This window comes from Streptomyces mashuensis, assembly GCF_014654785.1.
Lineage (GTDB): Bacteria > Actinomycetota > Actinomycetes > Streptomycetales > Streptomycetaceae > Streptomyces > Streptomyces mashuensis.
Genome location: NZ_BNBD01000012.1, coordinates 25,555 through 46,550 on the forward strand (window position 1 = coordinate 25,555; position 20,996 = coordinate 46,550).

Here is a 20,996-nt window from a genome sequence, read left to right on the forward strand (position 1 = left end):
CTCTGACCTGGGCCTTCACCGTGGAGCAGGCGGCGGGAATCGAATCTGTGCTCTGAGTGGCCAGAACCCGCCTGACCTGAGGTTATTCCGTCCTGTGGTCAGTCGGCACGAGGTTTCCAGCGGTGGCTGCTGCGTTCGGCTTCCCTGCCGGCGAGCCATGTGATCGCTGCTGCCGCAGCTGCCGCAATGAGGAGCAGGACGAGGCACAGCTCTCCCGAAAGCGAGGCGCCGTACGGGCCGCCGGTGACTGCCTGCCCCAGGACGGCATACACCGCCAGGCCGAGGGCACCCGCTACCGCCACAGGTGCCCCAAGAGCCCATGCGGCCGTCGCTCTGAACATGCCGCTGTTTCCGGTGAGCGCGGCCAGGGGGGCCAGTGATCGGGCGAAGCGGAGGTACTCGGAGAACGCGGCGAACACCATGGCCAAGGCCAGCACGATGGTGCCTGCTGCCCCGAGGAAGGGCAGCCAGCGGGACTGATAGGCGAGCGTGAACGACTCGCTGCCCTCCAGCATCGGCTTGATGTTGGCGTCGGTGCTCAGTGCCTGGCGAGCGGCCGTCTTCACTGCCGGGATGTCCAGCGGCTGGTCAGACGGCGTGAACACCACGTACCAGGCGTCTTCCCTGTCGAGCTTTGTGGGCTCGCCGACGCGGACCGTGGCGGCGGTGTTCCCGAAGTAGGTGTACGTCGCGGTCTTTAGGCGTCGGTCGAGATCTCCGAAGGGGACCGCGGTTTGTTCCCCGGCCCGTGGGCACGGCAGCGACAAGGCGCGGAGGTCCGCACATGGTGCCTGGATGATCCGTGGCCCGTCGCCGCCGTTCAGTTCCTGCCCGGAATGGCCCAGCGCGACCATGCGAGCGCCTTCGGGGAGGGCAGCGCGAAACTGCTGACTGGGCCTCGCCCGGTCTGCCGCCTGTACCAGTGCCATGGATTGCGTCTTGCCGGAGCGCAGCACTGCCGGGTTACCGCCGCGTGTGGACAGTAGAGAGCTGATGAGCTGTGTCTGGCCGATGATGCCGATGGCGATGACCAGGGCGGCCACCAGTCTCACGATGACGCCGGGGTGAGCGGCCAGAGTCCTTGATGCGATCAGACCCGCGGTGTTACCGCGCTTGCGCGCGGACGTGGCCATACGGGGAGCGAGACGGGAAACTCCCCACCCTATGACCGAGGGGACGGTCGCCCACACTCCGATGACGGCGACAAGGTAGCCGAAAGCGGAGCCACTGCCTCCCAGTGAACCCATGACCAGCGCCAGGATGGCGAAGACGGGACAGGCGCTCAGCGCCAGACGACGGACCCGGCCACCGATGCCGGCTCGGACTCGCGTGGACCCGAGTTCCTGGCGCGGGTGGATCAGCACCACCAGCGCGAGCATCACCACCAGCGCTGCGATGGGGGCGACTGCAAGAGCGCCTGCCGCCTGGCGGAGGTCAGTGGCCGCGAGCGTGAAGTCGATCCAGGGAAGACGTACGTTCCAGACCAGGAACGGCACGACAGCAACCAACCCGACTGCGGCGCCAAGCACGACGGGGACCCCGGCGGCGCCGATGTTCATCCAGGCCAGCGCTGCCCGGTCGGCGCCCAGGGCACGCAGCAGAGCGGTGCGGTGGTCCTGGCCTTGGGCGCCCATGCGCGCGGCGGCCACGGCGAGGGCGGCCGTAGGGAGCAGCACCAGCGCGGCGAGGAGCATCAGGAGCTGCTGTTGCTGTTCCGGCTCGATCAGTCGCAGATCTCCGAAGGTGGGGCCCGGCGAGCCGAACCCTACGATGCCGTCCAGGTAGCTGCTGTCGAGCATGGTCTTGCTGGGCCGGGTGTACGCGAGCCGCTCTCCTGGCGTCGCCAGCCCCGCGTCGCCGATCCTCTCGGCCATTTTCCCGTACCGGTGCCGGAAGTCCTCCGAGCGCGGTCCGTCCGCCAGCGCGGGGGAGAGGGCCGATTCTCCAGGGCCCGGCCATCGGTGAAGTCCTGGCGGTAGTGGCGCGTCATCAGTGAGCGGTTCCACCACAACGACCGAGAACTGCCGGCCTTGGTAGTTCTCCCAGTAACGACTCCACAGGACCTTGGGTTGCTCGCCCTTGGCGGCCATGACGGGGTTACGTGCTTCGCCCCGCGCCTCTCGTCCGTCGAAGGTGGCCATGGCCATTACCAGCGAGGCGCCGGCGACCACCATCACAGCGGTCGCCGTCAACAGCGCAAGGAACCGGCCCCTGCCACCTTCGCCGTGGCGCGATGCCGCTCTGCCCGTGCGCAGCATGTGCCACAGGAGCGACCGTGACGCGATCACCGGCCGTCCTTCCCCGCCGACTCCACCAGGTGCCCGTGCTGCAAGTACAGAACCCTGTCAGCCCGGGCGGCCACGGCTCGGTCATGGGTGACGACCAGCAGTCCGCAGCCGCGCTGTCCAGGAGTAGCGAACAACACGTCGGCGACATGATTCCGGGAGTCCTCGTCCAGGGCTCCGGTGGGCTCGTCCGCCAGAAGCAGTGACGGGCTCTCCATCAGCGCCCGCGCCACGGCGGCGCGCTGCCTCTCGCCACCGGACAGCTCCGCTGTCGCCACACCGTCGACGGGGACTCCCAGCTCCTCGAGTAGCCGACGCGCTTGTTGATAGGAGGGTTCCTTCCGCTTACCCGACAGCAGCGCGGGCAACGCGACGTTCTCGATCGGCATGAGCTCAGGAAGGAGCTCGCCGAATTGAAACACCATGCCGATGTGCTGCCGCCGAAGCCGGGTCACTTGTGCCGGGCTCAAGCCCACAAGGTCGGTACCGCATACGCGTAATTGGCCGGCCTGCGGCTTGATCAGCCCCAGTGCCAGCGATAAGAGAGAGCTTTTTCCAGAACCGGACGGCCCCATTACGGCAACCGACTCGCCAGTGTGCACAGTCAGGTCAAGACCACTGAGGAGTTTGCGGTCGGCGATCTGGTAGTCCAGCCCTCTAATGCTCAGCGGGATGGCATCGGGCTCCATGGATGTCCTTTCAGTGCTTCGTCGAGCCCGGCCGTACTCGATGCCCCGATCCAGGGTTCGGCACTCACTTACGCGAATCCGCGGCCTGCACGAACGGGGCGACGTGCATCAGCACGCCGCCCCGTCTGCCGTTGATACGTCTGCCGGGCGCGGTCTGCCGTCAGCCGTGCGGGTGGTTGTCGGTCCACCAGTCGCTGCACGAGTCCGGCTCCACCTGGAGCGAGACGCAGGCCCGCATGTCCCAGATCCGCCCGCCGTCGTTGCTCCAGACCTTGGTGCCCTCACCGCTCTTGTTCCAGAGGGAGTAGACCTCGTTGTCGGGGTAGTTCCGGTTGTATCTGGTGTAGACGGAGTGGCTGTCGCCCTTCGTGTCCTCCACCGCTGCCTTCGTTCCGTACGAACGCCACGAGTGCACCGCGCCCGAATCGTAAAGGTCCATGTCAGCGAATGCGGTCGACGTGCCGACAGCCCCGAATGCGATAGCTGCACCGGCCGCGGTCACAGCTAACTTCTTAATGATTCGTCCCATGATCCGATCCTCTTTCGCAGTCTGCTGCCCGGGGGCATGCGTTGCTGCGGGCAGTCATTAAACGCTGCCATGCCCCCCGCAGTGGATCCTTGTCCGGTAGTTGGATGTTCCAACTGCCGGACGGGAATCTAGAGGACTATTGGATCAGGCGGCAATGTAAATCAGGACATGTGACAACGGTGGCCGATTCTGGTGCTTGGTCAGGGTGATGTCGCTTGTGGCTGGATTGATGTCGTCGCATGGCCGACGTTGGTGGCGCAGGTCGTATCGCCCTCGTGAGCGGGACATGAGTCCCGATCTGACGAAGTCGCCGGTCAGGCATGTTGGCGGTGCTGTCGCAAGTGCCAGTCGACCGGGTAGAAGACTGTCTCGTTGTCGCTGGCGCGTTCGAGGATCGCGTAGTGGTCGGTGATGCCCGGCTGGCCGAGTTCCACCCAGCCGTGCACCAGGGCCTTCAGGTCGTTGGCGAGGCCCTGGTCGCCGACGTGGTGCAGGTGGCCGGTCCGCTGGATCCAGGCGGTTCCGCGGCCGGGCTCGTGGAGGCAGGCCATGCCCAGGGCGGCGTCGAGGCCGTCGATGTAGGCGCGGGTGGTGCGGCCGGTGATGGTGCCGAGGTAGAACCACAGGTCGTAGTAGGCGTCGCCCTCCAGTGCGGGGCCGGCGTTCTCCCACGTGGTCAGCGGCTGGGGCGGAAGCGGTTCGGTCAGGGCCGGGGTCTGCCCGTCCTGCCACGCGTAGAGCGGGCCGGCGGCCGACATGAAGTCGCTGGACATCACCCCGTGGCCAATGAGCCGCTGCCCGTCGCGGCGGACGCAGAGGGTGGGGTGGAAGCCGCCGTGGGCGACGGGGACGACGATCTGCCCGCCCTCGGCGAGCTGGTCGAGCCAGTGGGGGGAGATGCCGGTGACGCCGCAGGTGACCACGATCCGGTCGTAGGGTCCCTTGGCGGGGTGTCCGAGGTAGCCGTCGGCGGTCAGGGCGGTGACGTTCTTCTCCCCGGCCCGCTCGGCGGCCCGGGCGGCCTCGGTGACGATGACGTCGGAGACGTCGATGGTGACGACTTCGGCGCCGGTGATGGCGGCGATCAGGGACGCGTTGTAACCGGTGCCGGCGCCGATCTCCAGGACCTTCATCCCGGGGGCGAGGAGGAGGGCTTCGAGCATGGCGGCGATGACGCGGGGCTGGGAGGTGGAGCTGTACCGTCCGGCCGCGTCGTCGCTGGTGGGGACGTGGGTCATCAGGGCGGTGTCGGAGTAGATGCGGTCCAGCAGCTCGTCGCCGGGCTCGGCGGGGACGGGGACGAAGCGGCCGCTGGTGTAGTAGCCGCCGGGCAGGAACAGGTGGCGGGGGACGGTGGCGAAGGCCCGCTCGACCGGGCTGGTGCGGATCGCTCCGCGCTCGCGCAGGCTGGCGGCGTAGGCGGCCATGCGGGCGGTCAGCGACGGGCTGGTGGTCTGGTCGGTCACGAAGCTCCTCCGGGTTCGACGGTCATGGTCGGGGTGAAGGTGGCGGTGTAGTGCGGGTCTTCGCCGACGGGTTCGCCGTCGGCTTCCACCCACGCGTGGGAGGTCAGGGGCGGGAAGCGCACGCCGGCTTTCCAGGTGGGCCAGGTGCCGGTGAGGCGGCAGAGGAGGGCGGTGGCGATCGAGCGGGGCAGGCAGCCGTAGCCGCTGCCGCAGCGGGGGCTGACCGTCGTCACCACGTCCCTGGCCCGCGCGGCCTGCTCGGGGATGGCCGGGGCGGCCCGGCGGGCGAGCACGGCCAGCAACTGCTTGAGCCGGGCGGGGCGGGAGCCGAGTGCGGCGGTGATCAGGTGGGCGGCGGTGACGGCGAGGTGTCCGGCGGCCTGCTCGGTGCGGGTGAGGCGGACGCGTTCGGGCAGGGCGATGACCGTGCTCATCGCCCCTCCAGCAGCCGGTGGCCGGTCAGGGTGGCGGTCAGGTTGCGGACGTCGGCGGCCGCCCGGTCCTCGGGGATGCCGTAGGTGTCGATGAGGGCGGCGGCGCCCTCCACCTCGCCGTGTCCGAGGAGGGCATCGAGAGCGGTGGCGGCGGAGTCGTTGAGGGCGAAGTAGGCGCCGGTGCGGGTGTTGAAGAGCATCGGCGAGCCGTCGGCGTCGATCCGCTCGACGCCACGGGCGAGGCGGAAGGGCATGGCGGGCGTCCTCCTGGCGGGTCAGGGGCGGGCACTGCGGAGCCACAGCTCCACGGCGACCGTCTCGGTGATGAACGCGGGCGGGATGCGGCGGGTGGCGGCCTCGGCCAGGGCCTGCCGGACGGCCCCTTCGTCGATCAGCCCGGCCTTGCCCAGGGCCGAGCCGTGGAAGAGTTCGGCGACTTCCCGGTGGTGGGTGGCCAGACCCGTGTGGATCTCGTGGTTGTAGTGGCCCTTGTCCCGGCGAACCAGCAGATCGGGCGGGGCCAGCGGGGCGACGGCCGCCGTCAGCAGCGGCTTGGGCGCCCAGGGGTCGGTCCGCTCCTCCGGCCACGTCATCAGGGCCGTCTCGATCACCGCCCGGTCCAGGTAGGGGAAGTGGCTGGGGACCCCGGCCGCCTCCATCGCGTCCCGGTACAGGCTCGCGCGGCGGGCGACCGAGCGGATCCGCATCACTGCCCCGTGCGTCGCGATGTCCTCGGACGCCGGCTCGGCCGTCTCCGCTGCTGCCAGCAGTTCGTTGCGCAGGTCGCAGACCACGTCGGGCAGCATCCATGGTGGGAGGCGGGGAGGGGCCTCCCAGCCGGCCAGGGCGGCGGCCGGGCTGACCGGGACGGTGAGCCGGTCGGCGGCCCGGATCAGCCACTGCCGGTAGGTACCCGCCGTGGCGGCGGCCCGCGCGAGGCTCAGGCTGCTGGTGCGGTTGAGGGCCGCGTGGCCGCGCAGGTGCCACCACGCGCGGTACGGGCTGCGGCCGGCGGCCTGGGGCAGGTAGGACAAGGGGGCGAGGAGGGTCTCGTCGCCGCCCTGGCCGTTGAGGTGGGCCCCGCTGCCCTGCTCGGCCAGCACCCGCAGGGTGTGGCGGAAGCGGGCCGCCGAGGCGGCGAACGAGGCGGGCTCGTCCAGCGCGAACTGCGAGGTGTGAAGGTCCTGGAAGATCCGCGGGTAGGCGCCGGGGTCGAGGACCAGGTGGTCCACGCCGTCCAGCAGGGCGGCCGTGCGGCGGGCCCACCGCTCGTCGGGGTTGTCCGCCGCCCGCGACCCGACCGTGAGGAGAACCGTGGTGGACGCCGGGCGGGCCCGCGCGGCCAGGGCCGCAAGGGCTGCCGAGTCCAGGCCGCCGGACAACTGCACGCTGGCCACCGGTGGCGATGCCGTCCGGCTGGCGACGGCCTTGGCCAGTACGTCCCGCAGCCGTTCCGCCGCCATCTCCAGCGGGAGGGCGGCCGTGGGAGGCGTCCAGTAGCGGGTGACAGCCAGTCCGCCGGTCGTGGTCAGGGTTGCTTGGTGGCCCGGAGGCACCGGCGTGACGCCCTCGTACGGACTGCGGCTGAACAGCAGCGGGGCGGGCGCGTGCGGGGCGAACAGCCGCAGGGCCACCCACCGTTCGTCCACTCCCTTGCCCACCTCGTGGGCCAGCTGCCGGGGGCTGCTGGAGATCACCCGCACGCCGTCCACGCTCGCGTAGTACAGCCGGTTCAGGCCCGCAACGTCCCCACGCGCGCTACGGACGCCCCGGCAGGAGGTGATCAGGTAGTAGCTGCCGGGCAGCGCGGCCAGCTCCTCCACGTCGCCGGTCTCGGCTGCCCTGGTGGCCAGGACCCGCAGCCGGGTGGTGCTGACCGGGCAGGACCCGATCAGCACCACCTTCAGCGGACCGGCCGCGACCGTCCGCAGCCTCTTGCCCCACCCGAACGCGATCAGCCACGGGCGTCCCGAGCTGTGCATCAGGGTGCGGGCCGCGTCCTGCCGGGCGAGCCGCCGGGCCAGGGGCCCGGCGGCGTCGTCATCGGGCAGAACGCAAAACCACGGCGGCCTGAACCGACCGGCCGCCTCGGTCACGAGCGGCTGGTCGGGGCGAACAGGGGCGCGTAGTACTGGCCCGCGTCGGAGTCGTCGCTCTGGCCGACGCTGACATCCCCGAGGGTGTCGGCGGCGAACGAGCCGACCACCATCACCTTCGGCGCCTCGTAGGCGGGCGACGTCTCCGTCTCGCCGCTGGTCTTCTTGCTCATGGGCACTTCCCTTCCTTGCCGGTGCCGGACGACGTTGTCCGGCCGCGGTGACCGCCCGGCCGGCTGGCCTGACGGGTTGGTGCAGGGTGGTGCGGCCTGCCCGGCCGGGCCCCGGTGGGATGTCACCGGCGGGGCAGGAGCTTGAAGGTCACGGCTGCCGCTCGCCTCGCAGGATGGAGCCGACGGGCACCGTGCTGGTCGGGTCGGACAGCGCGCGGACGGCCTTCTGGAGCCGCCCGGGGTCCGCTCCGAGGTGGGTGATCGCGGCGGCGGCCAGCTCGTTGGCCAGCCGGGCCTGGAGGTAGGACTCGTGGTGGTGCTCGGCTATCGCGATGGCCAGAGCCTCGGTCGAGTCGTACGTCTTGCGGCGCATCGTCTGCCGGGGCGGGTTGCCGTAGGTCATCATCACCACGACCTCGCCCGTCTCGGGGGCGAAGCGCACGCGGAACGGCAGTTCGTCGGCGGCCTGCTCAGGCACGGGCTCTCCCTCGTCTGTAGGGCACGCGGCAGCGGATCTGCTTGCCGACCGGCGTGATGACCGTGTGCCAGCCCGGGGCGAGCAGGTCGAGCAGGGCCAACCCGCGGCCGGACTCGGCTCCCGGGTCGTCCATCGGCGCCGCACAGCGGCGGGGCAGGTGCTCGGCGTCCGGGTCGTGGACCTTCACCGAGACCGCGACCGGCTCGGCGACGACCTCCACGACCAGGGGCACGAACGGCCCGCACCAGGCGACCGCGTTCCCGATCAGCTCACTGGCCACCAGCTGGGCGGTCTCGGTGACCTCGGCGGCGACTCCGGCCTCGCACAGCGCCCGACGCGTCATGTGCCGGACGCGGCGTAAGTGCTCGGCGGAGGAGTGCATGTGGACCGCGAACCCGCCGGGCCTCTCGGTGAGGTAGAAGCCCGGGATCGCCGGCGCCCTCTCGTCCGCCACGGTGCTGACCATGGCCCCTCCATCCGCACAGGCTTCCGCCTACGCAAGATCGATGCAAGTTCCCGCCTGGGAAAGCCAGTTGGCTGCCCCGGTGGGGTTTCCACAGAGGATGGACCCAACCGCCCACGGGTCGCAAGCTTTCCACCAATCTCGTTCGGGTGGTCCGCCGAAGGGGCTCCCGCTCTCCCGGCGGTGGTGAAACACTGCGCATATGCCCAACAGCCCCGTCGTACCGACGATCCGGCGCCGCCGACTCGGCTCAGCTCTGCGCAAGCTCCGCAACGACGCCGGCCTGACCTTGGATGGCGCGGCTGCGGCCATGGGCTGGAAGGCGCCGAAGATGTCGAAGGTCGAGAACGCCGCGGCCGGCATCCGCCCGGCCGAGGTCACCGACCTGCTCAAGGCATACGGTGTGACGAACCCCGAGGTGTTCACCGCACTGGAGAACCTGGCCCGCGACGCGGGCAAGAAGGGCTGGTGGCAGACCTACAGCGGCGTGGTCGCGCCCGCCTACGCGGACTACCTCTCGCTGGAGTCCGACGCCGAGCGCGTCTGCGAGTGGTCACCCACGCTCGTGCCCGGCCTGCTGCAGAGCGCCGCGTACGCGAGGGAGATGATCGCCGCCTCCGCCGTCACCCGCACCCCTGAGGAAGTTGCCGCCCTCGCCGAGGTCCGCATGGCTCGCCAGGCCATCCTCTCCCGCCCCGACGGCACCGGGCCCCTGAACGTGTGGGCGGTGATCTCGGAGGCAGTTCTGCATCAGCGGTTCGCTGTCCGCCCGGCCACCATGCGCGAACAGCTCCACCGCTTGCTGGACGTGGCCGAGCTGCCCAACGTCACCCTCCAGATCATGCCTCTGGGCGCCACCCCGCACCCAGGCGTTGTCGGCGGCTTCACCGTGGTCAACTTCCCCGGCCCGATGCCGGACGTGGTCCTGGTGGAGAACCTCCGGGGCAACTCCTACGTCGAGGGCAGCGAGGACGTCCGCGTCTTCGCCGGCGCCTTCGAACGGATCGTCGCCGCCGCACTGCCGGTGGACGACTCGTTGGCACTGATCAAACGCATCGAAGAAGGCAGCCCAAAGTGAACGGACCCAAGGCGGAGCTGTACGCGCACGACCTCTCCGCCGCCACCTGGCGCAAGTCCTCGTACAGCGGAGGCGAAGGAAACTGCATCGAGACCGCCGATCTTCCCGGCGGCATCGCCGTCCGCGACTCCAAGAACACCGGCCTCGAACCACTCCGCCTCACCCTCGCCGAATGGCACGCGTTCTGCGCGGGAGTAGTGAGCGGCGAGTTGTGACCACTAAAGATCACCTCGGGAACACCATTGCGGCCCTCGTCCCGGGGAGGTCGAGGGCCGCGCCATGGGGTGGGCTCGCTTGTCGTCGGCGAGCCCAGGGCCAAGACCTTAGGCCCGGGGCCATGGCTTGCGCACTCCCCACACGAGGCCCGGGCGCGCCCACCCGTCGACCTCTGCAGTAGCTCGGCAACCGCTTATCGGTGCCGAAGGTGTGGTGATGTGGGGGCGGGGTGGGAATTGGGGAGCTGGACCGTGCGGCCGGGCTGTGCCGACTGGGTGGGCAGAGTCGTGCGGGCGCGGGGGGCGCGTGCTCGGGCGCTGGGGGCTGGCCGGGCAGCGAGGCGTTGGATGCGCCAGGTGAGGGTGCCGGCGGTGGAGCGGGCGTCGTCCAGGGTGCGCTGGCGGAGGGCGTGCTGGAGGAGCTGTTCGGGGGCGTGGCCGGCGTTCTCGGCTTCGGTCAGGGCGGCGGCCAGTGCCGGCCAGGTGGGGTCGTCGAGAATCTGCTGGGCGTGCTCGGGCATTGTGGCGAGGATGTGCTGGGCGTGCTGTTCCATGGCGCGGGCCGGTGGCTTGCGCTGGGCCAAGGCGGCCAGCGGCCCGGCGGCGGCCTGTTGGTAGGCGGCCTGGAGGTGGAGCAGGGTCTGGTGGGCGGCGGCGACCTGTTGATCGTGCTGGCGGGCCTGGTGCCAGCGGGCGGTGGCGACGACAACCAGGACGGCGATGTCGAGGAACATCGCCAGCCCGGAACTGTCCCCGGTGACCGGTGCGGTGCGCAGGGCCCGGACCGCGCCGCGCAGGGCGCGGGCTTGGTCCTGCTGGGCGTGGATGCGGGAGCGGTTGGCGCGTTCGAAGGCGGTGGCGGCCTGCTGCAGCTGTGGCCGCAGGTGGCTGGGGGCGAGCAGCGGAAGGACGTCGATCGCCTCGCCGAATGCTGCGATGTGGGCCTGGGCGGCTTCGTCGCTGCTGTGGTGGAGGTGGTGGGGGATGCGCTCGGCTGCGGCGGTGGCCTGGTGCCAGGGGTCGGGCCTGCGCCGGCTGCCCGGCTCGGTGGCGGGTGCGGTGTCGATGGCGGTGAGGCGCTCGGCGATTTTTGGGAAGGAAAGGTCTGGGGCGAGTTTGGCGCCGGAGAACCAGACGGGGGCGCCGGCGGCGTTGGTGTCGCCTTCCACAGCGACCTTGTACCCGCGCACGTCGCCGGAGGGGAAGCGCTGGACATCGACCAGCACGCCGTCGATGCCGTCCAGCAGGTGGAGGAACTCCTCGGGGGTGGTGGCGATGGAGACCAGCTGGCGGATGGTGGTGCGCAGGCGCTCGCGGGAGGTCTTGGTCGTGCCGGCGCGGCGGGCCTTTTCCATCTCGGCGCGGGTGGGGCGCTTGGCGGCGGTGCGGTCGCCGCGCACGACCTGCTTAAGGCCGTATTCCTTCTCGATGGCCGCGAGTTCCTTGTCGGCCTTCAAGTAGTCGTTCCAGTGGTGGGCGGTGCGCAGGTCACCGCGGACCTTGGTGGCGGCGATGTGGATGTGGTCGTCGGCGTGGCGGACGGCGACCCACCGGCACCCGTCGGGGTCGCCTTCGGGTGCGATGCCGGTGGCCGCCACAATGCGGCGCGCGATGTCGGCCCACTCGGCGTCGGTGAGGTGTCGGTCGCCCGGGGCGGCACGTACGGAGCAGTGCCATGTGTGCCGCTCGGGCGCCCGGCCCAGTCGGCGGGCTTGCTTGACCCGCAGGTCGAGGTCGGCCACGAGGCGCTTCTTCGTGGCGTCGAAGTCATCGGCGCGGCCGGGGTCGGGTGCGAAGCCGTCCCAGGAGGCGACCAGGTGCGGGTCGGTGTGGTCCTTGGCCTTCTTGGTGTCGAACAGGTACCGGATCAGGCCGGCGGTGTTCTTGCCGCTGCCGATCTTGGCGATCACCGGGCCGCCTTCGGGGAGACGGCGTGGTTCATGGTCTGCGCGATGTCGCTGATGGTGGCGCGGGCGGTGTTCAGGGTGCGCTCGGTCTGGGTGAGGACGGCGGTGTCCACAGGGTGGGGATCGCCTCCGGCGTTGAGGCGGTGGGCGATCTGGTTGACGTTGCTGCCGATGCGGGTGACCTCGGCTCGTAGGGCGTCGAGCTTGTCGAGGTAGTCATCGAGCTGGGTGCGCTGCCCGGCCAGCTCCACGGTGAGGTCGCCGTCGAGGTAGGCCATGATCACGGCGCCGACGAGGTGCGCGCCGGCTATGCCCATCTCATCAGCGCGGGTGACGATCCGGGTCTTCTCATCAACGCTGTAGCGGACGTCGACACGCTCTTTGCGCTGGACGTCTTCGCGGGTACGGCGGCGAGCGATACGACGCAGCGTTGCTTCGGTGGCGGAGCTGGCGGGTGACTGCTCGGCTGCGTCGGTGGGCGTCTCCTCCTCGGGCCCCCCCTGGTGCCCGAGGTCCTCCGCCACCCCCGGGGCGGAGGTGTTCGCGTTGGACCGGCCCTTGGACGGTCCAACGTCATACCTTGCTGCGCTGGTGGCGGTGGTGGGCATCTCCTGCTGGTCGGTGGCGAATTCGTTGTGCGGGTCGTGCATGGAACGGTTCTCCGTGGGGTTGCTGTGGGTGGGGGTGCCGGGTCGAGGGGCCGTCCCCGCGCCGGCTTGCGCGGGGACGGGTGCGGTGCGTCGTGCGACATGGGGGTGATCGCGTGCTGCGGGCTCAGTGAGCGCCGACGGGTTCCCTGTCGACCTCGCTCTGCCGCTGGCGGGCGGCCTGGTCGATTTCGGCCTGGAGGCGGTCCTTGATCTGGGTCAGGCGGTCCTTGCCGATGCGGTGCCCTGCGGCGCGGATGGCCACCTCGATGTGGCGGCGTGACGCGCGACCCCCACGTCCCGGCGGTGCGGTGCGGGCGATGGCGAGGAGTTCGTCGAATGTGGCGCCTGACTCCTGGCCTTCCAGCCCGGCGGGCGGCTCCGGAGCCTGCGGCACCTTGTCCGTGCCCAGCGCCACGTCGCCGGAGCGGTCGGCCACATCGAGTGTGGCCGGTCCCTCTTCCGGCGGGGCAGGGTCGCCTTCGGCAGGAGCGGGCGGCTGGGTGCTGTGGGTGCCGTTGTGGCCGTGGCCGGTGGCATGGTGGCTCCCTGCGGCGTCAGCCTCCTCGGCGGCGTCGGCTTCCTGGGCGCGGGGTATGGGGTGGCGCCGGATGACGAGGTAGAGGTGGACCGCGCCGGCCAGGGCGAGCGGGGCGATGGCCGACAGGGCGCCGACGGTGACGTCGTCGAGGTGCAGTCCGCCCGGGTGGGTCTGTTGGTTGAGGCGGATGGCGTGCAGGGCGTTGGCCCAGATGCTCGTGAGGGTCGCCAGCCCGACGAGTGTCCACACGTACAGGCGCGAGCGCAGCGGGGCGGTGCGCAGGATGAGCAGGGCGCCGATGCCGATGGCGATGAAGCCGTCGATCACGAGGGGGAAGGCGTAGGTGAGCGGTCCGCGGATGTGGATGGCGAGGGCCATCTGCCGCAGGGCGTCGTAGGAGAGGGCGAAGCCGATCGTGCCGAGCAGGGTGATGCCGGCGCGGATGGCGGTGGTGCCGGGTAGGGCAGCGGTGGCTGCGGTGGCGGAGGAAGGCAAGCGGGAGCACTCCGGGTGGGCTCGGGCGGCGGCCACGAGCGCGGGGGAGGGGTGGCCGCCGTGGGGTGCGGTGACTCGTACCACTCGTTGCGTGCCTGGTCAGGGCAGGTACGGGTGGCGTGGTGATGTCGGGTCGACTCGTTGCGGGCTTGGCACTCGTCCCCGCGCTGACCTGGGCGGGGACGAGTGTGACGAGTCGAGTCGGGTCAGGCTCCGGTGCCGGGGAGAGTCTCCGCGACCGTCTGGGCGGGCTCGGCCCGTGTGCCGGGTTCGGGGCAGTAGCGGGCCCAGGCGTCGAGGAACTGGTTGCGCGCGAAGCCCTTGGCCTGGGTGCCGTCGGGGAACCGGCGGTTGGCGGAGCTGATGCCGTAGTCCTTCAGCAGCAGTTGCAGGCCGCGCGGGGTGAGGCCGTTGGCGCCGTACTCGGCCCACGGCGCTTCCTTGTCCGCGTTGAGGTACTCCAGCAGGCGGCTGGTACGCAGCACGGCGGGTTCGGCTTCGGCGGCGAAGGCGCGGCGGATGTCGACCAGGATGCGGGTGCGCAGACCGCCCTCCTCGTCCTGCCCGGCCTCGTAGTCGGTCATGGTGCTGCAGGCGGTGCGGGCGAGCGCGGGCCATTCGCCTCCGGCGAGGTCGGCGATGATCACCAGGGGTTCCCAGGTGTCGGCCGCGCGGTCCTCGACCGGCAGGGCCGGCTCCATGTCCATGGCCTGGGCGTACAGCGGTCGCAGCCAGGCGGCGAGTCGTGCCCGTATCGCGTGCAGGGCGGGGGTGTCCCGGCCGGTGCGGAAGGCGGCGACCGTCTCGCCCGGCCTGCGGCGGCGCATCCGGATGACCACCGACCGGTCCATGATCGTGTCGGGTAGGTCGCCGATGCCGGCGAGAGCGGCCATGGCGAAGGTGGGGAACGCTTGCGGTTTGTGCTCGGGTCCGGAGACCCGCAGGGTGGGGCGGTTGCGTTGGTGTCCGGCGTTCAGCAGGCCGCGCAGGTCTTCATTCTTCTCCGCAGCCTTGGCGGTGCCGAAGAGGGTGTCGGCCTCGTCGACCAGGAGGGTCGGCGGGTCCTCGTCGGTGATCGAGCGGAAGATCGCCGCAGGGCTGGCGTTGACCGTGATCAGGTGGTTGTGCACGGTCTCGGTCACTACGTCCAGCAGCCGTGACTTGCCGCACCGCTTCGCCGGGCCCACCACCGCCAGGCGGGGCGCGTGCTGCCAGGCCGGCTGCAGGTGGGTGGCCGCCACCCACAGCGTCACCGCGGTGAGGGCCTCTTCGCTCGGCATCACCACGTACCGCTTGATCTGCGCCCGCAGGTCGGCCAGGATCTGCGCTCCTGTGGGGAGGGGCGCCGGCGAAGGGGCATCACCAGGGCTGTCCGCTGCGGGTGCTGTGGCAGGGATGGCCAGTTGGCCGGGTATGTGGGCTGGCGGCGGCGACATGGTGGCGTCGTCGCGAAGGGATGGCGTATTCGGCTGGGCATCAGTCATACTGGGCATCAGCTCCTCTGCTCGCGGGCCATATGGGACGGCAATCCCGGCCTCGCGGGTCGATCGCTAGGGATGGCGGTTGAGAGGTTTGCGCTTGGCCCCCGGCATAGCCGGGGGCTTTTTCTATGTGGTCCGCGTCGTGGCGCGCTCCTCTGCCTGTTCGGTGGGGACCACCACTATGCCACACGGATTGCCGATTGCAGAAGTATTCTGCGTCTCGCAGTGGCCATGTTATGGTTTAAGGGTCGCTGCAAATTGCAGTGGACCGCTACGTACGGAAGGAGGTGGTAGCCGTGGCAGACGACGATTCCCCGCAGGGCGTGCTGCTCAGCGGCGAGGCGAACGTCGCGGTGCGCATCAAGCTGGAGCGCGAGGCGCGCGGGTGGAGCACCAACGCTCTGTCCGACCGCCTGAACGAGGCCGGCTTCGACATGAACCCGTCCGCGGTCTGGCGCATCGAGAACGGCAAGCGCCGCATCAACCTGGACGAGGCCATCGGCTTCGCCGAGGTCTTCGGCCTCGACCTGCGCAACCTCGTCGGCCCCCCGCAGCTCGCCGCACAGGCCCGCGCCATGGAACTCGTCGACGCCGTCGTGGACGCGTTCCGCGAGACCCAGCGCGCCAACGCCGCCTTCCTCAAGGCTCGGGACGACCTCGACGCCTACCTCGCCGAGCACCCCGACGTCCGCGAGGAGGCCGACGTGATGGTGTCCAACGCCATCGCCGAGGCGTCCACCAAGCACCTGCTGGAGACGTACGGGCCGCCACCCGGCGAGAGCCGTGACGCCGGCTCCGCCGACGAGACGTAGCTCGGCTCCTTCTCCCGTCCTGGGCCCGCAAACCCCCAGCACGGGACACCTCATCCTCATCCCTAGCGATCGGCGGGCCGGTGTTGCCGCACCCACGCCCGCCAGAAGAGGACTCACCCCTTGAACCGACCCGCGATACCACCTGCCTCCACGCCGGCTCCGCACCCCGACGCTGCCCTGCCGTGCCTCTACCTCCCCGAGGAAGTCGCCGCCGTCCTCGGCTGCTCCGCCTGGTGGGTGAAGGACCGCGCCCGTCGGCGACTCATCCCGTTCATCCGCGTCGGCCGGGCCTACCGCTTCTCGCCCGACCACCTGGCCGAGATCGTGCGTATGCACGAAGAACGTCCGGCACGGAATCCTCAGCGGCCCACGGCCACTGCTGTGCCGGCCCGCAAGCCTGCGATGCGAGAGCGCACCGAGGCAGCCGTGCCCACGGTCCGTCTCAAGGCCCGACCGCCTCGCCGGATGACCAGGTCGCACTTCGGAACCGCCGCTTAACGAACCCCACACGACAGAAGGGAGGAAAGCCTGTGGGGTACGCAGAAAAGCGCGGCGGCTACTGGCGCGGCCGGTACAAGATCGAGGATGGCAAGTACGGCACCGTCGCCGATTCCACGGGTGCCGTGATCAAGTTCGCCACCAAGCGCGAGGCCAAGCAGGCCGCGGATGCGGAAGAGGTGACCGTTCGGCGTGGCCAGTGGCGCGACCCAGGGCTGGGACAAGAGACCTTCGGCGAGTACGCCAGCCGCTGGTACGAGGCCCAGGACCTGGCCGCCTCGACCATGCAGAACTACAAGCGCCACATTGAGGAGCACCTGCTCCCCGAGTTCGAGGACAAGGCGCTCGCCGGCATCCTGCGCACGGACGTCGACGCCTGGGAGAAGAAGGAGAAGGCCGTGTACGCGGCCTCCAGCGTCAAGACCTGGCGCTCGACGCTCCACCTGATCTTCGAGGACGCGATCGACGAGGGCCTGATCACCTCCAACCCGGCTGCCCGGCGGCGCGGGCGCGGCAAACGCGCCGGCCGCTCCCGCAACCGCGGCCCGGAGAAGGTCGTCACCGACGCGCTCGGCATCCTGCTGACCGCCGAGCGGGCCTCCCTGCTCTCCGGCCGCGACGACGAGTTCGTCGCCGTCGTCCTCAAGGGCTACACGGGCAAGCGCTGGGGAGAAATCGTCGGCCTGGAAACGGAGTTCGTCCGGCCCGGCGCATTCCGCGTCGAGTGGCAGCTGTACGAGCTGGACACGGGCGAGCTGGTGCGCTGCCCGCCAAAGGACGACAGCTACCGGACCATCGACGCGATGGACTGGCTCTCGGCCCTGGTCTTCGACCACATCGCCCACACGAAGCCGACGCCCTGCCCCTGTCACGGCAAGACGTACGTCTTCCGTGGCCAGGGGGCAGCGCGGACCGGCGGTCACCACGGCGCCAAGCTCGTCGACGTCGCCCGGCTGGCCGGGGTCTCCACGGGCACGGTGTCCAACGTCCTCAACCACCCCCACCGCGTCGCGGACGCCACGCGGGTGCGGGTCGAGAAGGCCGTCGCCGACCTCGGGTTCGTGCGGGGCGGCGCTGTGTCGGGGCACGCAGCCCACTGGCGCAGGAACGGTTTTGCGACCTGGCTGTTCACCCCGGCAGCCTCCGGCTGGTACCCGAAGAAGGCCCCGCAGGAGGCCCGCCCCGTGCCCATCCTCGGCGAGCCATGGCCCGGCGTCCCGGCACGAGGACGGGGCGCCAGCGATCGCGCGGATGCCTGCTGGCTCCCCATCGCCAAGGGCCTCACGCCCCACGGCCTTCGCCACACCCACCGGACGATGATGGAGGACCTGGGCACGGAGAAGGTCCTCATGGACGAGCGCATGGGCCACCTCGACGGCTCGGTCTCCGCCCGATACGCCCACGTCACCGCCGGCATGCGCCGGCGCCTCATGTTGGGTCTCACCGAGCAGTGGGAGGCAGCCCTCGACGCCCGCCGCGCGATGAGCCCGAGGTCACCGGTCGCCGTGCTCGACCGGCTGCTGCTGGCCAGGGCCACCTGACCCCGCTGCCCGGCCAGGAGCCATCAAGCCCGGTCCTCCTCTGCGGAGGACCGGGCTTCCCCTGGGCCCCGCCTCCGCGGGCCCCAGGCGTCTCCCTTGCCGATGTCGCAGGTGGGGGCGTGCGCGGCTGCCTGCAGGTTCCGCATGGTTGTCGCGGTCCGCTTTGGCCGCATGACCAAGCGCTTCAGCGGGCTGCGCGTGTCCCGCACTGCTCATCTGCGGTTGTCAGGAAGGCAGATACCCACTCGGGGTGCGATCCGAGAAAAAGCGCTGGCAAAGCCGTGGATCGTCAGCCCTGCACGTGGCTGGCCCATACAGCCTTGATCTGTTCGGCTTGCTCGTCAGTGATGACGCCAGCCTCCAACGCCACGGCCACAAGATCCGTCCCGGTCGCCAGCTTCAGGGTGGTGAAGGCGTCGTTGAAGCGGTCCGAGTTTCGAGGTGTGCCGACATGGCCAGGGTCCAGGTCACCGGGGAGGAAATTAGCCACCTCTCCGTCATGGCTCTCGAACGCAGCCTTGTCCATCTTCACGTGGACCCGTTTGGTGCCTATGGTGACGACGGTCCCGTGTGACCCATGGTGGTACAGGGGCCTGTCGCTTGGCGATCTGACCGTGACCTTGTCTCCGACTTTGAAGTCGTTCAGGGTCCTTCCACTACCGAACATGCGGGTCCCCCCTCTTGGGCGTGCGGATCAGAAACGGTTCATGCCGGTTACTTATACACCTCATGTCGCGTCAGCCCTGGCCCTGAAACGTCCCCCTGACACCGGCTTTGGTGTGGGCCTCCCCTGGCCCCCAGGCATCTCCCTTGCGGATGTTGCAGACCCAGTGGGCGGCCTGGAGGTTCTCCGGTACGTGCTCGCCGGCCAGTGATACCGGCTTGATGTGGTCCAGGGTCGCCGACCACGGATCGGGCCATTCGACGGCCGGGTTGATGGCCTTGCAGCACACCTGGCACGTCCACTGGTCGCGCTCGTAGATGTCCTGTGGATCCACCTGGGTTGCGTCGGCGTTGAGTACGCCGTAGCCGCGCATACGGGCCTGGTAGCTGTTGCGGGCGCGTGTGGAGCGCCGCTGCTTTTCGGAGCGGGCGGTGTACGCGGGCGTCCAGAGGGGCGGAATGCGTTCGGCCACGCAGACCCACGCTTCCCAGTCGTAGGTCGTACCGTTCTCGTCCACGTCGCGGATGAGCTCGTTCTGCCAGACCCACCGCCGCCCGTCGTCGCCCTGGAACGACTGCTGCTGGACGAGGGGATGCTCCTGGCCCGGCACACTGGTCCACCACAGCGTGCGGCCCGTGTAAGCGAGGAGCGCGCCGGTCTGCTCGTGGATGGCGAGGATCGGCTCCACGTCATCTTCGGAATTGGCACGCACTAGGTCCACCAGCCAGTCTGCGCCCACGGAGGTGGCAGTGGCGTACGTGGTGATCGAGCCGTGCCGCTCCACGACATCACCAGGGATGGGGCCCAGCCCGTAGAACTCGTACGGGAAGTCTGCGTCAGCGGCTCGGGTGCGGAAGACGCTCGGCTGGCGCTCTTGGCCGAAACGGGCGCGCTGTTCTTCCTTCGCCGCGGCGCGGGTGCCCATGCCGGGGATGGAGGCGAGGTCGATTTCGCCGCGTCCGATCCTGGTCTTCGTACGGCGCTTGAGCGTGCTGTTGCACCGGTCGGAACAGACATGGCGGTCCCGGAAGGACCAGTGCGCCTTGGCGGATATGGGCTCGGCGCAGACCCGGCACGGCTCACCGCCGGTGGCGCGTTCAGCTGCGGCGAGGATGGGGCTCCAGTACGAATCGCCCGCCACCTCGCGGGTCCTGGCCAGGTCGGGCACGGGCGGGGGCCCCGGCGTAAGCGCCGGCGTGGTGCGACGTGTCTTCGGTGCGTCCTTCGGCCGCTCAGCCCGCTGCTTCTTGGCAGCGGCAGCGCGGCATGGGTCGGAGCAGTACTTCTGGCTGCGCGGGCGCCAGTACTCCATCGTCGTGCCGCAGATCACACAAGGGCGCCCCGACGGCTCCGAGCTGGTGCTGTCGGCTTCGTCGGTCGTCAGGGCGTGGTCCACGAGCTGTCCTCAGTCGGGGTTGAGTTGGCTGCTGGAGTTTACGAACGCACAGAGGCATGCCGCTACGGGCTGGGTCCGTCCCATCTGCCCGACGATCGCGGGCTGGGAGAAGCCGACCAAGATCTTCTCCCAGATTTCTCCCAAACGATCTCCAGGAACGAGTCAGGGCCCTGATCCACTAAGTGGATCAGGGCCCTGACCTGGTGTTTCACCAGTCGGGGTGGCGGGATTTGAACCCACGACCTCTTCGTCCCGAACGAAGCGCGCTGCCAAGCTGCGCTACACCCCGATGTGCGACCGGTTCCCGTGTTTTGCGGGCTCCGGAGCAACGAGGACTACTTTAGCCGACCGGCGGCCGTAGGTGAAATCCGGTTCCGGAGGGCGGGTGGGGTGGGGCGGTGGCGGTCCAGGAGGGTGAGGGTGAGGGCCAGGGCGTAGAAGGCGAGGCCGAAGACGACGGCGTTCATGGCGATGCCGGTGTAGCCGTGGAGGTCGACGTCCAGGAAGGGGTACGGGTAGCGGCCGTCGGTGCCCGGGGCGAGCAGGGCGCCGCGGATCAGGGCGAAGGGGAGGTAGAGGAGGGGGTAGGCCAGCCACTGCCAGGCCTGGCGCAGGAGGAAGCCGCCGGGGGCCGTGAACAGGAGCCAGTCGAGGGCGGCGCCGAGCGGGGTCACGGTGTGGAGGAGGTGGTTGGCCACCGACTCGAGGGGCGTGCGCTGGCTGGTCATGGCGAAGCCGCTGGCGTCGTTCGACAGCACGAAGTGGAAGACGAGGCCCGTGATCGAGATGTAGAGCAGCGCCGCGCCCGTGATGCGGGGCGGGAGCGCGGGGCGCGCGGTCCAGGCGCGGTGGGCGGACCAGGCGCAGACGATCGCCAGCAGGATGTTGGACTGGATCGTGAAGTAGCTGAACAGCCGGCCCAGGTCGTCGGACTCGATCGTGTCCAGCGCGATGCCGGTGAGGGCTGCCAGGGCCACGAGCGCGCGGAAGGCGGCCGCGACGGGGCGGCGGCGGCCCGTCGCGGCCGGCGTCGGGTGCGGGGGTGCGGCCGCCGTGGTGGTGGGGGATGTCGGCTCGGTCATCCCCCCACCGTATGTGGGGCCCGGTC

At 70.2% G+C, this 20,996-nt stretch carries 22 protein-coding genes and 1 tRNA gene; 5 read left to right on the forward strand and 18 right to left on the reverse strand.

Annotated features, from left to right (window positions below):
- Positions 1-98: 98 nt before the first annotated feature.
- From IE305_RS24670 to IE305_RS24715, 10 genes are all read right to left on the reverse strand, one after another.
- Entirely contained in the window at positions 99-2,288 is a 2,190-nt protein-coding gene (locus IE305_RS24670; RefSeq protein WP_190131939.1) for an ABC transporter permease family protein, read from the reverse strand.
- Positions 2,285-2,974 carry an ABC transporter ATP-binding protein gene (locus IE305_RS24675; protein ID WP_190131940.1) on the reverse strand — a complete coding sequence of 230 codons (690 nt, stop codon included), beginning with the start codon at positions 2,972-2,974 and terminating at the stop codon, positions 2,285-2,287. The genes IE305_RS24670 and IE305_RS24675 overlap by 4 nt, the downstream gene beginning before the upstream one ends.
- 160 nt (positions 2,975-3,134) lie before the next feature.
- Complete coding sequence (locus IE305_RS24680) at positions 3,135-3,353, reverse strand: hypothetical protein (RefSeq protein ID WP_190131941.1); 219 nt, start codon at positions 3,351-3,353, stop codon at positions 3,135-3,137.
- 464 nt (positions 3,354-3,817) lie between these two features.
- The gene (locus IE305_RS24685; RefSeq protein WP_190131942.1) at positions 3,818-4,969 is read right to left on the reverse strand and encodes a protein-L-isoaspartate O-methyltransferase family protein; all 1,152 of its coding nucleotides are present in this window, start codon (positions 4,967-4,969) and stop codon (positions 3,818-3,820) included.
- A complete protein-coding gene (locus IE305_RS24690) occupies positions 4,966-5,403 on the reverse strand; it encodes a lasso peptide biosynthesis B2 protein (RefSeq protein ID WP_190131943.1) in 438 nt (145 codons plus the stop codon). Before IE305_RS24690 ends, IE305_RS24685 begins: the two co-directional genes overlap by 4 nt.
- The gene (locus IE305_RS24695) at positions 5,400-5,657 is read right to left on the reverse strand and encodes a PqqD family peptide modification chaperone (RefSeq protein ID WP_190131944.1); all 258 of its coding nucleotides are present in this window, start codon (positions 5,655-5,657) and stop codon (positions 5,400-5,402) included. Before IE305_RS24695 ends, IE305_RS24690 begins: the two co-directional genes overlap by 4 nt.
- A gap of 21 nt (positions 5,658-5,678) precedes the next feature.
- Positions 5,679-7,499: an asparagine synthase-related protein gene (locus IE305_RS24700; protein WP_190131945.1), complete on the reverse strand. Its 1,821-nt coding sequence runs from the start codon at positions 7,497-7,499 to the stop codon at positions 5,679-5,681.
- Entirely contained in the window at positions 7,496-7,672 is a 177-nt protein-coding gene (locus tag IE305_RS24705) for a lasso RiPP family leader peptide-containing protein (protein WP_190131946.1), read from the reverse strand. The genes IE305_RS24700 and IE305_RS24705 overlap by 4 nt, the downstream gene beginning before the upstream one ends.
- A 148-nt stretch (positions 7,673-7,820) precedes the next feature.
- Positions 7,821-8,150 (reverse strand): hypothetical protein, encoded by a 330-nt coding sequence (locus IE305_RS24710; protein ID WP_190131947.1) that lies wholly within the window; start codon positions 8,148-8,150, stop codon positions 7,821-7,823.
- Positions 8,143-8,616, reverse strand: coding sequence for an ATP-binding protein (locus IE305_RS24715; protein ID WP_190131948.1), 474 nt, complete (start codon positions 8,614-8,616; stop codon positions 8,143-8,145). The genes IE305_RS24710 and IE305_RS24715 overlap by 8 nt, the downstream gene beginning before the upstream one ends.
- 199 nt (positions 8,617-8,815) lie before the next feature.
- On the opposite strand from IE305_RS24715, the gene IE305_RS24720 reads away from it, so the two are divergent.
- Entirely contained in the window at positions 8,816-9,691 is an 876-nt protein-coding gene (locus IE305_RS24720) for a helix-turn-helix domain-containing protein (protein WP_190131949.1), read from the forward strand.
- Positions 9,688-9,906: a DUF397 domain-containing protein gene (locus tag IE305_RS24725; protein ID WP_190131950.1), complete on the forward strand. Its 219-nt coding sequence runs from the start codon at positions 9,688-9,690 to the stop codon at positions 9,904-9,906. The genes IE305_RS24720 and IE305_RS24725 overlap by 4 nt, the downstream gene beginning before the upstream one ends.
- Positions 9,907-10,100: 194 nt before the next feature.
- Here IE305_RS24725 and IE305_RS24730 read toward each other — a convergent pair whose 3' ends face one another.
- The 4 genes from IE305_RS24730 to IE305_RS24745 all read right to left on the reverse strand — a co-directional run bounded on the left by IE305_RS24730 (position 10,101) and on the right by IE305_RS24745 (position 14,980).
- Complete coding sequence (locus IE305_RS24730; protein ID WP_190131951.1) at positions 10,101-11,816, reverse strand: relaxase/mobilization nuclease domain-containing protein; 1,716 nt, start codon at positions 11,814-11,816, stop codon at positions 10,101-10,103.
- Positions 11,813-12,463, reverse strand: coding sequence for a plasmid mobilization relaxosome protein MobC (gene mobC, locus IE305_RS24735; RefSeq protein WP_190131952.1), 651 nt, complete (start codon positions 12,461-12,463; stop codon positions 11,813-11,815). The genes IE305_RS24730 and mobC overlap by 4 nt, the downstream gene beginning before the upstream one ends.
- A 124-nt stretch (positions 12,464-12,587) precedes the next feature.
- On the reverse strand, positions 12,588-13,496 hold the full coding sequence (locus tag IE305_RS24740; protein ID WP_190131953.1) for a DUF2637 domain-containing protein: 909 nt from the start codon (positions 13,494-13,496) through the stop codon (positions 12,588-12,590).
- A 206-nt stretch (positions 13,497-13,702) separates the two neighbouring features.
- Positions 13,703-14,980, reverse strand: a complete 1,278-nt coding sequence (locus IE305_RS24745) for a DUF3631 domain-containing protein (protein WP_190131954.1) — start codon at positions 14,978-14,980, stop codon at positions 13,703-13,705.
- 293 nt (positions 14,981-15,273) lie between these two features.
- On the opposite strand from IE305_RS24745, the gene IE305_RS24750 reads away from it, so the two are divergent.
- The 3 genes from IE305_RS24750 (at position 15,274) to IE305_RS24755 (ending at position 17,828) form a co-directional block, all read left to right on the forward strand.
- Entirely contained in the window at positions 15,274-15,789 is a 516-nt protein-coding gene (locus IE305_RS24750; RefSeq protein WP_190131955.1) for a helix-turn-helix domain-containing protein, read from the forward strand.
- 120 nt (positions 15,790-15,909) lie between these two features.
- Positions 15,910-16,287: a helix-turn-helix domain-containing protein gene (locus IE305_RS33180; RefSeq protein ID WP_373311738.1), complete on the forward strand. Its 378-nt coding sequence runs from the start codon at positions 15,910-15,912 to the stop codon at positions 16,285-16,287.
- A gap of 32 nt (positions 16,288-16,319) precedes the next feature.
- A complete protein-coding gene (locus IE305_RS24755; RefSeq protein WP_190131956.1) occupies positions 16,320-17,828 on the forward strand; it encodes a LacI family DNA-binding transcriptional regulator in 1,509 nt (502 codons plus the stop codon).
- Positions 17,829-18,117: 289 nt separating this feature from the next.
- Here IE305_RS24755 and IE305_RS24760 read toward each other — a convergent pair whose 3' ends face one another.
- The 4 genes from IE305_RS24760 to IE305_RS24775 form a co-directional block, all read right to left on the reverse strand.
- Positions 18,118-18,360 carry a hypothetical protein gene (locus tag IE305_RS24760; RefSeq protein ID WP_190131957.1) on the reverse strand — a complete coding sequence of 81 codons (243 nt, stop codon included), beginning with the start codon at positions 18,358-18,360 and terminating at the stop codon, positions 18,118-18,120.
- Positions 18,361-18,565: 205 nt separating this feature from the next.
- A complete protein-coding gene (locus IE305_RS24765) occupies positions 18,566-19,888 on the reverse strand; it encodes an HNH endonuclease (RefSeq protein WP_190131958.1) in 1,323 nt (440 codons plus the stop codon).
- 215 nt (positions 19,889-20,103) lie between these two features.
- Positions 20,104-20,177 (reverse strand) — tRNA-Pro (locus IE305_RS24770).
- 46 nt (positions 20,178-20,223) lie between these two features.
- The gene (locus tag IE305_RS24775; RefSeq protein ID WP_190131959.1) at positions 20,224-20,970 is read right to left on the reverse strand and encodes a Pr6Pr family membrane protein; all 747 of its coding nucleotides are present in this window, start codon (positions 20,968-20,970) and stop codon (positions 20,224-20,226) included.
- Positions 20,971-20,996: the final 26 nt, after the last annotated feature.